The organism is Pseudomonas sp. RP-B7 (assembly GCF_059803535.1).
Genome location: NZ_JAPFHC010000009.1, coordinates 129,448 through 143,158, shown reverse-complemented (window position 1 = coordinate 143,158; position 13,711 = coordinate 129,448). Strand labels below are relative to the sequence as shown.

Here is a 13,711-nt window from a genome sequence, read left to right as displayed (position 1 = left end):
CTACGTGACAAGCTCGGTGTAGCTGGACTCCCCACCTCCCGTCGCCCCCGACAACCAACCCCATACAAACGCCAGCGTAGTGCGCCCGGCAGCATCAACGCCGACCGTGCCGCGAGACCAGCCGGCCGATAACTCGCCCTGTGTGGTCACGCACTGAAACAGCAACTCGATCGTATCCTCGCCGGTTACACGCCCGACCTGCTGGCCGATACGAATCCGCCCGCCTTGGTAGGTGCCCCAGATGGCATCGCCTTCGACTTGATAATGGAACACCGTACCGTCACCGGAGAGGCCCTGGGTGTTGTTTGCGACCGCAAACCGGCGATTGTGCAAACGCTCGCCGATTGGGGAAAGAGGGGTTGGCATCGAGGTCGAATCCTTTCGTCGTGCTGATCCTGGAGACCCGAGGGGCCTCCAGGCTACGCGGGGTTACTCCACCGTCACCGACTTTGCCAGGTTGCGCGGCTGGTCGACGTCGGTGCCTTTGAGCACGGCGACGTAGTACGACAGCAGTTGCAGCGGGATGGTGTAGAGGATCGGCGACAGGATGTCGTGGATGTGTGGGATGTTGATGACGTGGGTGCCTTCGCCGTTGGTCATGCCGGCTTTTTCGTCGGCGAACACCACCAGTTGGCCGCCACGGGCGCGCACTTCCTGCAGGTTGGACTTGAGCTTCTCCAGCAGTTCGTTGTTCGGCGCGACGGTCACCACCGGCATGTCGTCATCTACCAGGGCCAATGGGCCGTGTTTCAGCTCACCGGCTGGGTAGGCTTCAGCGTGGATATAGGAGATTTCCTTGAGCTTGAGGGCGCCTTCCATAGCGACCGGGTATTGCGCGCCACGGCCGAGGAACAGGGTGTGGTTTTTGTCGGCGAACAGTTCGGCGACTTTTTCCACGGTGCTGTCCATGGCCAGGGCTTCGCCCAGACGGGTAGGCAGGCGACGCAGCTCTTCGACCAGGGTGGCTTCGACGCCGGCAGCAAGGGTGCCACGGACTTGGCCGAGGGACAGGGTCAGTAGCAGCAGGCCGACCAACTGGGTGGTGAAGGCTTTGGTCGAGGCTACGCCGATTTCACGACCGGCCTGGGTCAGCAGGGTCAGGTCGGATTCGCGCACCAGGGAGCTGATGCTGACGTTGCAGATCGCCAGGCTGGCGAGGAAGCCCAGTTCCTTGGCATTGCGCAGGGCTGCCAGAGTGTCGGCGGTTTCGCCGGACTGGGAGATGGTCACGAACAGGGTATCGGGCTGCACCACGACCTTGCGGTAGCGGAACTCGCTGGCGACTTCGACCTGGCACGGGATGCCGGCCAGTTCTTCCAGCCAGTAACGGGCGACCATGCCGGCGTGGTAGCTGGTGCCGCAGGCGACGATCTGCACATTGCGCACTTTGGCGAACAGCTCGGCCGCTTGCGGGCCGAACGCGTTGACCAGCACCTGGTGCTGGCTCAGGCGCCCTTCCAGGGTGCGTTGCACCACGGCTGGTTGCTCGTGGATTTCCTTGAGCATGAAGTGGCGGAATTCGCCCTTGTCGGCAGCCTCGGCACCGTCGCGGTACTGCACGGCTTCACGCTCGACGGAGTTGCCGTTTACGTCCCAGATCTGCACGCTTTCGCGACGGATGTCGGCAATATCGCCTTCTTCCAGGTACATGAAGCGGTCGGTGACCTGACGCAGGGCCAGTTGGTCGGAAGCGAGGAAGTTTTCCCCCAGACCCAGACCGATCACCAACGGGCTGCCGCTGCGGGCGGCAACGACGCGGTCCGGTTGGCTGGCGCAGACCACGGCCAGACCGTAGGCGCCATGCAGTTCCTTGACCGTAGCCTTGAGGGCGGCGGTCAGGTCGCTGTGGTCCTTGAGTTTGTGGTTGAGCAGGTGGGCGATGACTTCGGTGTCGGTGTCCGAGGTGAACACGTAGCCCAGGCCTTTGAGTTGGTCGCGCAGCACTTCGTGGTTTTCGATGATGCCGTTGTGCACCACGGCCAGGTCGCCGGAGAAATGCGGGTGGGCGTTGCGTTCGCACGGAGCGCCGTGGGTGGCCCAGCGGGTGTGGGCGATACCGAGGCGACCAACCAGCGGCTCGCCGTTCAAGGCTTGTTCCAACTCGCTGACCTTGCCCGGACGGCGCGTGCGCTCCAGCTTGCCGGCGTTGGTGAAGACGGCTACACCGGCGCTGTCATAGCCACGGTATTCCAGGCGCTTGAGGCCTTCGATCAGGATCGGGGTGATGTTGCGTTCAGCGACTGCGCCTACGATGCCACACATGGTGTTTCTCCTAGATGATTGCCGCGCATATCAGCGTAATGCCGCGGGCTTGGATCTGGTCGCGGGCCTCAAGCGGCAGGCGATCATCGGTGATCAGGGTATGGACGCTGCTCCAGGGCAGTTCCAGGTTGGGAATCTTGCGGCCGATCTTGTCGGATTCGACCATCACCACCACTTCACGGGCGACCTCGGCCATCACACGGCTCAGGCCCAGCAGTTCGTTGAAGGTGGTGGTGCCGCGCTGCAAATCGATGCCGTCGGCGCCGATGAACAGCTGATCAAAGTCATAGGACCGCAGCACCTGTTCGGCGACCTGGCCTTGGAACGAGTCCGAGTGCGGGTCCCAGGTGCCGCCGGTCATCAGCAGCACGGGCTCGTGTTCCAGTTCGCTCAAGGCGCTGGCCACGTGCAGGGAGTTGGTCATCACCACCAGGCCGGGCTGGTGGCCCAGTTCAGGGATCATCGCGGCGGTGGTGCTACCGCTGTCGATGATGATGCGTGCGTGTTCACGCAGGCGCATCACGGCGGCGCGGGCGATGGCGCGCTTGTACACCGAAATGGGCTGGGCGGCATCGCCTACCAGTTCCTGGGGCATGGTGATGGCACCACCGTAGCGACGCAGCAACAGGCCGTTGCTTTCGAGAGCGGCCAGGTCCTTGCGGATGGTCACTTCCGACGTTTCGAAATGCTTGGCCAATGCGTCCACGCTGACTTCGCCCTGTTCATTGAGCAAAGCCAGGATGTTGTGGCGGCGTTGGGGGGTATTTCGTTTCGACATGGTGATGATAAGTTTCGTTTCGAAAGATAACGAAGGCAATCAAAACCTATTGGCGAAAGATCGTCAAGCGGGGCGTGGTAAATTTCTGGAAAAATCCCCAATCAAATGTGGGAGCTGGCTTGCCTGCGATAGCGGTGTGTCAGCTTGCAGATTTGCTATTGATAGACCGCTATCGCATGCAAGCCAGCTCCCACAGGGGATAACGCTGGCCAGGGGAGCTGTGGATAACTCAGCTCTTTTTGATTTTGACCGGGCGTTTCCAGCCATCAATGTTGCGCTGACGAGCGCGCGCGACGCCCAGCTGCAAGTTATCCACATCCTGGTTGATGGTAGAGCCGGCCGCGGTGGTGGCGCCATCGCCGACTCTCACCGGGGCAACCAACGAGTTGTTGGAACCAATGAACACGTCTTCGCCCAACACAGTCTGGTGCTTGTTGGCGCCATCGTAGTTGCAGGTGATGGTGCCCGCGCCAATGTTGGTGCGCGCGCCGATCACGGCATCGCCCAGGTAAGTCAGGTGACCGGCCTTGGCGCCCTCGCCCAGGTGGGCGTTTTTCAGTTCGACGAAGTTACCCACATGGGCCTTGGCCTCCAACACGCTGCCCGGACGCAAGCGTGCGAACGGACCGGCATCGCTGCCCTCGCCCATCACTGCACCTTCCAGATGGCTGTTGGCTTTGACCACCACACCTTTGCGCAGGGTGCTGTCCTTGATGACGCAGTTGGGGCCGATGATCACGTCGTCTTCGATGATTACGCGGCCTTCGAGGATCACGTTGATGTCGATCAGCACATCGCGGCCCACGGTGACTTCACCACGCACATCGAAGCGCGCCGGGTCGCGCAGGGTCACGCCCTGGGCCATCAGGCGGCGGCCTTCGCGCAGTTGGTAGTGACGCTCCAGTTCAGCGAGTTGCTTGCGGTCGTTGGCGCCCTGCACTTCCATCGGGTCGTGGGGTTGCTCGGTGGCGACCAGCAGACCATCACTCACGGCCATCTCGATGACGTCGGTGAGGTAGTACTCGCCCTGGGCGTTGTTGTTGGACAGGCGGCTCATCCAGTCGGCGAGCTTATTGCCAGGCACCGCCATGATTCCGGTATTGCCTTCGGTGATGGCGCGCTGGGCTTCGCTGGCGTCTTTATGCTCGACGATGGCCGCGACCTTGCCGTCAGCGTTGCGCACGATACGGCCGTAGCCGGAGGGATCAGCCAGTTCGACTGTGAGCAGGCCCATCTGGCCGGGTACCACGTGCTTGAGCAGGCGTTGCAGGGTTTCCACTTCGATCAGGGGCACGTCGCCGTAGAGGATCAGCACGGTGTCGGCCGTGATGAACGGCACGGCTTGCGCGGTGGCGTGGCCGGTGCCGAGTTGCTTGTCTTGCAATACGAAATTCAGGTCGTCCGCAGCCAGGCGTTCACGTACCACATCGGCACCGTGGCCGATGACCACGTGAATACGCTGCGGATCAAGTTGCCGGGCGCTGTGGATAACATGGCCAAGCATGGAGTTGCCGGCAACCGGGTGCAGCACCTTGGGCAGTGCCGAACGCATGCGGGTGCCCTGGCCTGCGGCGAGAATGACGATTTCAAGAGACATGAATGGCTACCAATCCTGGGCGGTCCGGCGTCAGACCAAAGAAGTGTTTTGCAAAAAAAGAAAAAGGGTAGCCGAGGCTACCCTTTTTAATCAAATCACACATGAAGCATGACGGCTGGGCCGCTTACTTCTTGCGGATCTGCTGGAGCGTGCGCAGCTGGGCTGCAGCCTCGGCCAGACGTACAGCAGCAGCGCTGTAGTCGAAGTCCGCACCCTTTTCATTCAGGGCCTTCTCAGCAGCCTTGACGGCTTCCTGAGCGGAGGCTTCATCCAGGTCGCCAGCACGTTGCACGGTGTCGGCAAGTACCTTGACCATGTTCGGCTGAACCTCGAGGAAACCACCGGAGATGTAGAACACCTCCTTTTCCCCGCCTTGCTTGGTCAGAGTGATCGGACCTGGCTTCAAGCTGGTGATCAACGGCGCGTGACCCATGGCAATACCAAGGTCACCGAGTTCGCCGTGTGCAATCACCATCTCTACCAGACCGGAGAAGATTTCCCCTTCCGCGCTGACGATATCGCAATGGACTGTCATAGCCATCTGATTGCCTCAACCTGATGAGCGCCCGTTTCCGGGCGCTTGGATTACAGTTTCTTGGCTTTCTCGATCGCTTCTTCGATGCCGCCGACCATGTAGAACGCTTGTTCTGGCAGGTGGTCGTAGTCACCGTTGAGGATGCCTTTGAAGCCAGCAATGGTGTCTTTCAGGGAAACGTATTTACCCGAGGCACCGGTGAAGACTTCAGCCACGAAGAACGGCTGCGACAAGAAGCGCTGGATCTTACGAGCACGGTTTACCAACTGCTTGTCGGCTTCCGACAGCTCGTCCATACCCAGGATCGCAATGATGTCCTTCAGTTCTTTGTAACGCTGCAGCACGTACTGAACGCCGCGAGCGGTGTCGTAGTGCTCCTGGCCGATCACGTTCGGGTCCAGCTGGCGCGAAGTCGAGTCGAGTGGATCGACCGCTGGGTAGATACCCAGGGAAGCGATGTCACGGGACAGAACGACGGTGGCGTCCAAGTGGGCGAAGGTGGTCGCTGGCGACGGGTCGGTCAAGTCATCCGCAGGTACGTATACCGCTTGGATCGAAGTGATCGAACCTTCCTTGGTCGAAGTGATACGTTCTTGCAGAACGCCCATCTCTTCAGCCAGGGTCGGCTGGTAACCTACTGCCGAAGGCATACGGCCCAGCAGTGCGGATACTTCAGTACCGGCCAGGGTGTAACGGTAGATGTTGTCGACGAACAGCAGAACGTCGTTACCTTCGTCACGGAACTTCTCGGCCATGGTCAGGCCAGTCAGTGCTACGCGCAGACGGTTTCCCGGCGGCTCGTTCATCTGACCGTAAACCAGTGCCACTTTGTCCAGAACGTTGGAGTCCTTCATCTCGTGGTAGAAGTCGTTACCCTCACGAGTACGCTCACCCACACCGGCGAACACGGAATAACCGCTGTGCTCGATGGCGATGTTACGGATCAGTTCCATCATGTTTACGGTCTTGCCTACACCGGCACCACCGAACAGACCGACTTTACCGCCCTTGGCGAACGGGCAAACCAGGTCGATAACCTTGATGCCGGTTTCCAGCAGGTCGTTGCCGCCAGCTTGTTCGGCGAACGAAGGTGCTGGACGGTGAATGCCCCAGCGCTCTTCGGTGTCGATCGGGCCGGCTTCGTCGATTGGGTTGCCCAGTACGTCCATGATCCGGCCCAGGGTCGCTTTACCGACCGGTACGGAGATGGCTGCGCCAGAGTCGATAACGTCCAGACCGCGCTTCAAGCCTTCGGTGGAACCCATCGCAATGGTACGAACTACGCCGTCGCCCAGCTGTTGCTGAACTTCCAGAGTAGTTTCCGCGCCTTGTACTTTCAGCGCGTTGTAGATGCTCGGTACGCTGTCGCGTGGAAATTCCACGTCGATAACGGCGCCGATGATTTGAACGATACGTCCGCTACTCATAGCTGGATCCTCTGAATATTTGAACCGTTAAACCGCGGCAGCGCCGCCGACGATTTCCGAGATCTCTTGGGTGATCGCAGCCTGACGCGCCTTGTTGTAGATCAGCTGCAAATCGCTGATCAGATCACCGGCGTTGTCGGTAGCGTTTTTCATCGCGATCATCCGCGCCGCTTGTTCAGCTGCGTTGTTCTCGACCACCGCCTGGTACACCTGCGACTCCACGTAGCGCACCATCAAGCCGTCAAGCAGCTCTTTGGCGTCTGGTTCGTAGAGGTAGTCCCAGTGGTGCTTGAGTTCCTGATCCGGAGTCGCCACCAGTGGAATCAATTGCTCCACGGTTGGCTGCTGGGTCATGGTGTTGATGAACTTGTTGGATACCACGGAGAGGCGGTCAATCCGGCCTTCCAGGTACGCATCCAGCATCACCTTCACACTGCCGATCAAATCATTGATCGACGGCTCTTCACCCAGGTGGCTGATAGCTGCTACGACGTTGCCGCCGAAGTTACGGAAAAAGGCCGCACCCTTGCTACCAACAACACACAGATCGATCTCGACGCCGTTTTCGCGGTTTACCGCCATGTCCTTGACCAGGGCCTTGAACAGGTTGGTATTCAAACCACCGCACAAACCACGGTCACTGCTCACAACCACATAACCGACGCGCTTAACTTCGCGGTCGATCATGAACGGGTGGCGGTATTCCGGGTTGGCGTTGGCCAGATGCCCAATTACCTGGCGGATACGCTCCGCATAAGGACGGCTAGCAGCCATGCGCATTTGTGCCTTGCGCATTTTGCTGACCGCCACTTTTTCCATGGCGCTGGTAATTTTTTGCGTGCTTTTGATGCTCGCAATCTTACTGCGAATCTCTTTTGCGCCTGCCATGTAACACCTATCAGGTTAGCAAGCGGGAGCCTTGCGGCTCCCGCTGCGGCTTACCAGGTTTGGGTGGCCTTGAACTTCTCGATACCGGCTTTCATGCCAGCGTCGATATCGTCATTGAAGTCACCCTTCACGTTGATCTTCGCCATCAGTTCGGCGTGATCGCGGTTGAAGTAAGCAATCAGCGCTTGTTCAAAGCTGCCGACCTTGGCGATTTCAACGTCGGTCAGGAACCCACGCTCAGCGGCATACAGCGACAACGCCATGTCAGCGATCGACATTGGGGCGTATTGCTTCTGCTTCATCAGCTCGGTAACGCGCTGACCATGCTCAAGTTGCTTACGGGTCGCTTCGTCCAGGTCAGAAGCGAACTGGGCGAATGCCGCCAGTTCACGGTACTGAGCCAGAGCGGTACGGATACCACCGGAGAGCTTCTTGATGATCTTGGTCTGAGCGGCACCACCCACACGGGATACCGAAACACCGGCGTTCACTGCAGGGCGGATGCCCGAGTTGAACATGGCCGATTCCAGGAAGATCTGACCGTCGGTGATGGAAATCACGTTGGTCGGAACGAACGCGGAAACGTCGCCAGCCTGGGTTTCGATGATCGGCAGTGCGGTCAGGGAACCGGTTTTGCCGGTCACTGCGCCGTTGGTGAACTTCTCTACGTACTCTTCCGAAACGCGGGATGCGCGCTCCAGCAGACGGGAGTGGAGATAGAACACGTCGCCTGGGTAGGCTTCACGGCCTGGTGGACGGCGCAGCAGCAGGGAAATCTGGCGGTAAGCCACTGCTTGCTTGGACAGATCGTCATAAACGATCAGCGCGTCTTCACCGCGGTCGCGGAAGTATTCACCCATGGTGCAACCGGAGTACGGTGCCAGGAATTGCAGCGCAGGAGATTCCGAAGCACTGGCAGCCACGATGATCGTGTTGGCCAGGGCGCCGTTTTCTTCCAGCTTGCGAACCACGTTGGCGATGGTCGATTGCTTCTGACCGATGGCTACGTAGACGCAGAAAATGCCGCTGTTCTTCTGGTTGATGATCGCGTCGATCGCCAGGGCGGTCTTACCGATCTGACGGTCACCGATGATCAGCTCACGCTGGCCACGGCCGACTGGGATCATGGCATCGACAGCCTTGTAGCCAGTCTGTACAGGCTGGTCTACCGACTTACGCCAGATCACGCCTGGAGCAACTTTCTCGACCGCGTCGGTCTCGGTGTTGCCCAGTGGACCTTTACCGTCAACAGGGTTACCCAGTGCGTCGACTACGCGACCCAGCAGTTCCTTACCAACCGGAACTTCCAGGATGCGGCCAGTGCACTTGGCGCTCATGCCTTCAGCCAGACTGGTGTACGCGCCCAATACAACGGCACCTACGGAGTCTTGCTCCAGGTTGAGGGCCATACCGTAGACGCCGCCCGGAAACTCGATCATCTCGCCGTACATTACGTCGGCCAGACCGTGAATCCGCACGATGCCGTCAGATACGCTGACGACAGTGCCTTCGTTACGGGCTTGGGAGGTCACATCGAGCTTGTCGATGCGGCCCTTGATAATTTCACTTATTTCGGAAGGATTGAGTTGCTGCATTGCTCTGCTGCCCCTTCAAACTCAAGATTTCAATGCTTCGGCAAGATTCGCGAGTTTGCCGCGAATCGAGCCATCGATAACCAGGTCGCCGGCGCGAATGACAACACCCCCAATGAGGGATGGGTCTTCCGCAACTTGCAGGCGCACTTCCCGGTCGAGTCGTGCACTGAGAACCTTGGCGAGTTTGTCTTGCTGTTCTTGGTTCAATGCAAAAGCACTGGTCACTTCAACGTCTACCGATTTCTCTTGCTCGGCCTTGTACAGGTCGAACAGAGCGGCAATCTCCGGCAGAAGCAGGAGACGGTCGTTTTCGGCAATGACGTTGATGAAGTTCTGTGCCTTCACATCAAACTTGTCGCCGCACACTTCAATAAAAGTGGCGGCCTTGTCTGCGCTCGTCAGTCGCGGGGCCTTGAGCACGCGCTGCATGGTGTCGTCTTGCGACACTGCTGCAGCCAGGCCGAGCATGGCTGACCAAGAGGCCAGCTGCTGGTGGGCCTGGGCGTGCTCGAAGGCTGCCTTAGCGTAAGGTCGGGCCAACGTGGTCAATTCTGCCATGATCGCCCTCGCTTAAATTTCAGCAGCCAGTTTGTTAACCAGCTCCGCGTGCGCGTTTTGATCGATTGTGGCACCCAGGATCTTCTCAGCACCGCCAACGGCCAGAGCACCCAGTTGGGCACGCAGCGCGTCTTTGACACCGTTCAGTTCCTGCTCGATCTCGGCCTGAGCCTGAACCTTCACACGGTCAGCGTCGATACGGGCTTTTTCAACAGCCTCTTCAACGATCTGGTTACCGCGTTTCTTGGCTTGCTCAATGATTTCGGCTGCTTGAGCTTTCGCTTCGCGCAGTTGTTGACCCGCTTTATCTTGGGCCAACTCCAGGTCGCGAGCTGCTCGTGCTGCAGCGTCCAGCCCATCCGCGATCTTCTTCTGACGTTCGTGCAGAGCTGCGATGACCGGAGGCCATACGAACTTCATGCAGAAAACGACAAAAATCAAGAACGCTAAGGACTGACCAATAATGGTTGCATTAATGTTCACGCCAATACCTCGCTCATTCGTTGCACAACACACCAATCACTCGAAAAGACGAGTGATTAACCGGCGAGTTGACCAACGAAAGGGTTCGCGAAGGTGAAGAACAGAGCGATACCAACACCGATCATGGTCACGGCGTCGAGCAGGCCGGCGACGATGAACATTTTAACTTGCAGCATTGGAACCATTTCTGGCTGACGCGCTGCGCCTTCCAGGAATTTGCCGCCCAGCAGGCCGAAACCAATGGCAGTACCCAGGGCGCCCAGGCCGATCAACAGTGCAACAGCGATAGCGGTTAGACCAACTACAGTTTCCATCTTTCCTCCCGACTTTTACGTCGTATGGTTTAGGTTTTTTAGATTTTAAAGCGGTAAAACAAATCGTTTCATAGCCCGGTAGGGCCTACCTTCCCGTTTTACCGGGAAGGACATCAGACTAGTCGAGACTGGTCTTAATGGTTCTCTTCGTGCGCCATCGACAGGTAGACGATGGTCAGCATCATGAAGATGAAGGCCTGCAGGGTGATGATCAGGATGTGGAACACAGCCCACGCCCACTGCAGAACAATGCCCAGGCCGCTAAGCCAGAGCAGGCCGCTGCCGAACATCACAGCGATCAGAATGAACACCAGCTCGCCGGCATACATGTTGCCGAACAGTCGCAGAGCCAGGGAAATAGGCTTGGCAACCAGAGTCACGAATTCCAGCAGGAAGTTCACCGGGATCAGCAGCGCTTGAACGAAGATGTTCTTGCTGCCGAACGGGTGCAGGGTCAGTTCGCCGATGAAGCCGCCGATGCCCTTGATCTTGATGCTGTAGAAAATGATCAACGCGAATACCGACAGGGCCATGCCCAGGGTAGCGTTAGGGTCCGTGGTGGAAACCGCACGGAAAGGAATGTGGTGATCGCCGGAGATCAGGATGGCCAGCTGAGGAATCCAGTCGACCGGGATCAGGTCGACGGCGTTCATCAGGAACACCCAGACGAAGATGGTCAGTGCCAGCGGTGCAATCACCGGGCTACGGCCATGGAAGCTGTCTTTCACGCTGCCATCGACGAATTCGACCAATACTTCAACGAAGTTCTGCAAAGCACCTGGCTGACCGGAAGTCGCCTTCTTTGCCGCCATGCGGAAAATGAAGACGAAGATCAGACCCAATGCGACCGACCAACCCAGAGTATCCAGGTGGAAAGCCCAGAAGCCCATTTCTTTGGCCTCTGCTGCGGAGTGGGCAAAGCCCCAGCCGCCATTAGGAAGCTGACCGAAGGTCAGGTTCTGCAAGTGGTGCTGGATATAGCCCGAAGCGGTTGTTTCTGCCATGGTTGCCTCAAACGCCCTAAGGTTTCGAAAGTCTTGTTTTCATTAGCAGGGGAGCGAACCAGCTGACCAGTTGGGTCAACACGAAGACGCCGAATACAGCCAGCGGCGCCAATGGCTTCACACCTGCAAAGGTCAGTGCAAACAGCACTGCCGTCAAAATCAGTTTCCCTGCTTCGCCGGCATAAAATGACCGGACGATCGCCTGGGCTGCTCGGGCGCCGGAAAACCGAAAGGCCCTGTGAGCAAAATACATATTGGGCAGCAAGGCTATCAGGCCTCCGCAGAGTCCTGAATATCCGGCTACGACTCCATGCCAGTACCAAAGCGCCAAAGCGGCGATCAGCAAAATGACAAATTGAGCCAATAAAACCGGAAATACGGCCAAGCGATGGAACGGCAACGTGTTTGGCGTGCGGGTTTCCATCACTCTTGCTCCTCAATGGTCGGCTGCCGGAAATCAATAACTTGGCATAATTTGTGCCGACAAAATGCGCGCAGAGTATAGGGGCGGTTCTGCCCCTATTCAACTGTCGGGTAGTGATTTCCGATCACACGCTACATAAGCAAATGTTTCAGCGGATGTGGGCAAGGACGCCCTGAAGCTCATCGAGAGAGTTATAGCCGATGACCAATTGGCCTTTGCCCTTCTTGCCGTGGCGAATTTGCACCGCAGAGCCCAGCCGCTCGGCCAGGCGCTGTTCAAGACGGGCAATATCCGGATCAGGTTTGGCCGTTTCGACCGGTGCAGGTTTGCCGCTCAACCACTGGCGAACCAGGGCCTCGGTCTGACGAACGGTGAGCCCTCGTGCGACAACGTGTCGCGCCCCTTCAACCTGTTGATTTTCGGGCAAACCGAGCAAAGCGCGGGCATGCCCCATTTCCAGGTCGCCATGGGACAGCATGGTCTTGATGACTTCCGGCAGCGCGATCAGGCGCAGCAAGTTGGACACGGTCACGCGGGACTTGCCCACGGCCTCGGCCACTTGTTGCTGGGTCAGCTGGAATTCCTGCTGCAAACGCTGCAACGCGATCGCTTCTTCGATCGGGTTGAGGTCTTCACGCTGGATGTTCTCGATCAAGGCCATGGCGATAGCGGTTTCATCCGGCACATCGCGGACCATCGCCGGGATGGTCTCCTTGCCGGCCTGCTGGCTGGCACGCCAGCGGCGTTCACCGGCGATGATTTCAAAACGTCCGCCACCGATCGGGCGGACCACGATCGGCTGCATCACGCCCTGGGCCTTGATCGAATTGGCCAGTTCTTCCAGCGCCTGGGGGTCCATGTCCCGGCGTGGCTGGTATTTGCCGCGCTGGATCAGGTCCAGGGGCAGGTGCTGCAGCTCGCGCTCGTCGGCCTGCACCGCTTGTTCTTCAAGCGATGTGACGGTCGGACCACTCAACAGTGCATCCAGTCCACGTCCGAGACCTCGTTTCTTGACGGCCATGGGGATTCCTTAAGTTGGCTGGGCTGCAGCGGTGCGTGAGTTGCGGCGTTGACGACGAACCATCTCGCCGGCCAGGGCCAGGTAGGCAATGGCGCCACGCGAGGATTTGTCATACGCCAGCGCGGGCATGCCGTAGCTTGGCGCTTCGGCCAGACGGATGTTGCGCGGGATAACTGTGTCGTAGAGCTGGTCGCCAAAGTGTTCCTTGAGCTGCGCCGACACATCGTTCATCAGGCTCAGGCGCGGATCGAACATCGTGCGCAGCAGGCCTTCGATCTGCAGGTTCGGATTGAGCAACTCAGCGATACGCTTGATGTTATCCACAAGGTCGCTCAAGCCTTCCAGCGCGTAGTACTCGCACTGCATGGGGATAATCACCCCATCGGCGGCCACCAGTGCGTTCAGCGTGAGCATCGACAGCGACGGTGGGCAGTCGATCAAGATGTAATCGTAATTCTCGCGGATCGGCGCCAGGGCGCTGCGCAGACGGCTTTCTTTCATCTGCATTTCCAGCAGCACCACTTCCGCCGCGGTCAAGTCGCGGTTGGCCGGCAGCAGTTGATAACCGCCGTGTTCGGAAAAGTGCATGGCCTGGGCCAGGTCGCACTCGCCGATCAGCAAGTCATAGACCGAGTTTTCCAGGCCGTGTTTATCCACACCGCTACCCATGGTGGCGTTGCCCTGTGGATCGAGATCGATCAACAGCACCCGGCGCTTGGTGGCGACCAGGGATGCTGCGAGGTTGATGCAGGTGGTGGTTTTGCCCACGCCACCTTTCTGGTTCGCTATCGCGAATACCTTAGCCATTCTTGCTTGTGTTCCCAA

General features: G+C 58.7%; 15 protein-coding genes. All 15 read right to left on the bottom strand.

What is annotated here, in order from left to right:
- The 15 genes from OPU96_RS11325 to OPU96_RS11255 all read right to left on the bottom strand — a co-directional run bounded on the left by OPU96_RS11325 (window position 1) and on the right by OPU96_RS11255 (window position 13,693).
- Entirely contained in the window at window positions 1–366 is a 366-nt protein-coding gene (locus tag OPU96_RS11325) for an avidin-fold protein (protein WP_498559086.1), read from the bottom strand.
- 63 nt (window positions 367–429) lie between these two features.
- Window positions 430–2,262 carry a glutamine--fructose-6-phosphate transaminase (isomerizing) gene (gene glmS / locus OPU96_RS11320; RefSeq protein WP_226454754.1) on the bottom strand — a complete coding sequence of 611 codons (1,833 nt, stop codon included), beginning with the start codon at window positions 2,260–2,262 and terminating at the stop codon, window positions 430–432.
- A 10-nt stretch (window positions 2,263–2,272) separates the two neighbouring features.
- On the bottom strand, window positions 2,273–3,040 hold the full coding sequence (locus tag OPU96_RS11315) for a DeoR/GlpR family DNA-binding transcription regulator (protein WP_192298122.1): 768 nt from the start codon (window positions 3,038–3,040) through the stop codon (window positions 2,273–2,275).
- A 229-nt stretch (window positions 3,041–3,269) separates the two neighbouring features.
- Window positions 3,270–4,637 carry a bifunctional UDP-N-acetylglucosamine diphosphorylase/glucosamine-1-phosphate N-acetyltransferase GlmU gene (glmU, locus tag OPU96_RS11310; RefSeq protein ID WP_498559085.1) on the bottom strand — a complete coding sequence of 456 codons (1,368 nt, stop codon included), beginning with the start codon at window positions 4,635–4,637 and terminating at the stop codon, window positions 3,270–3,272.
- A 124-nt stretch (window positions 4,638–4,761) separates the two neighbouring features.
- The gene (locus tag OPU96_RS11305; RefSeq protein WP_003177061.1) at window positions 4,762–5,178 is read right to left on the bottom strand and encodes a F0F1 ATP synthase subunit epsilon; all 417 of its coding nucleotides are present in this window, start codon (window positions 5,176–5,178) and stop codon (window positions 4,762–4,764) included.
- Window positions 5,179–5,222: 44 nt separating this feature from the next.
- A complete protein-coding gene (atpD, locus tag OPU96_RS11300) occupies window positions 5,223–6,599 on the bottom strand; it encodes a F0F1 ATP synthase subunit beta (protein WP_003177062.1) in 1,377 nt (458 codons plus the stop codon).
- A gap of 27 nt (window positions 6,600–6,626) precedes the next feature.
- The gene (gene atpG, locus OPU96_RS11295) at window positions 6,627–7,487 is read right to left on the bottom strand and encodes a F0F1 ATP synthase subunit gamma (RefSeq protein WP_010565870.1); all 861 of its coding nucleotides are present in this window, start codon (window positions 7,485–7,487) and stop codon (window positions 6,627–6,629) included.
- A 50-nt stretch (window positions 7,488–7,537) separates the two neighbouring features.
- On the bottom strand, window positions 7,538–9,082 hold the full coding sequence (gene atpA, locus OPU96_RS11290) for a F0F1 ATP synthase subunit alpha (RefSeq protein ID WP_192298124.1): 1,545 nt from the start codon (window positions 9,080–9,082) through the stop codon (window positions 7,538–7,540).
- 21 nt (window positions 9,083–9,103) lie between these two features.
- Window positions 9,104–9,640 carry a F0F1 ATP synthase subunit delta gene (locus OPU96_RS11285; RefSeq protein ID WP_017528669.1) on the bottom strand — a complete coding sequence of 179 codons (537 nt, stop codon included), beginning with the start codon at window positions 9,638–9,640 and terminating at the stop codon, window positions 9,104–9,106.
- A 12-nt stretch (window positions 9,641–9,652) separates the two neighbouring features.
- Window positions 9,653–10,123 (bottom strand): F0F1 ATP synthase subunit B, encoded by a 471-nt coding sequence (locus OPU96_RS11280; protein WP_008439543.1) that lies wholly within the window; start codon window positions 10,121–10,123, stop codon window positions 9,653–9,655.
- Window positions 10,124–10,179: 56 nt separating this feature from the next.
- Window positions 10,180–10,437: a F0F1 ATP synthase subunit C gene (atpE, locus tag OPU96_RS11275; protein WP_002555987.1), complete on the bottom strand. Its 258-nt coding sequence runs from the start codon at window positions 10,435–10,437 to the stop codon at window positions 10,180–10,182.
- Window positions 10,438–10,571: 134 nt separating this feature from the next.
- A complete protein-coding gene (gene atpB / locus OPU96_RS11270) occupies window positions 10,572–11,441 on the bottom strand; it encodes a F0F1 ATP synthase subunit A (protein ID WP_192298125.1) in 870 nt (289 codons plus the stop codon).
- A 16-nt stretch (window positions 11,442–11,457) separates the two neighbouring features.
- Window positions 11,458–11,865: a F0F1 ATP synthase subunit I gene (locus OPU96_RS11265; protein WP_010565865.1), complete on the bottom strand. Its 408-nt coding sequence runs from the start codon at window positions 11,863–11,865 to the stop codon at window positions 11,458–11,460.
- A 148-nt stretch (window positions 11,866–12,013) separates the two neighbouring features.
- Window positions 12,014–12,886, bottom strand: a complete 873-nt coding sequence (locus OPU96_RS11260) for a ParB/RepB/Spo0J family partition protein (RefSeq protein WP_016970690.1) — start codon at window positions 12,884–12,886, stop codon at window positions 12,014–12,016.
- Between the two features lie 9 nt (window positions 12,887–12,895).
- Window positions 12,896–13,693, bottom strand: a complete 798-nt coding sequence (locus OPU96_RS11255) for a ParA family protein (RefSeq protein WP_017736233.1) — start codon at window positions 13,691–13,693, stop codon at window positions 12,896–12,898.
- Window positions 13,694–13,711: the final 18 nt, after the last annotated feature.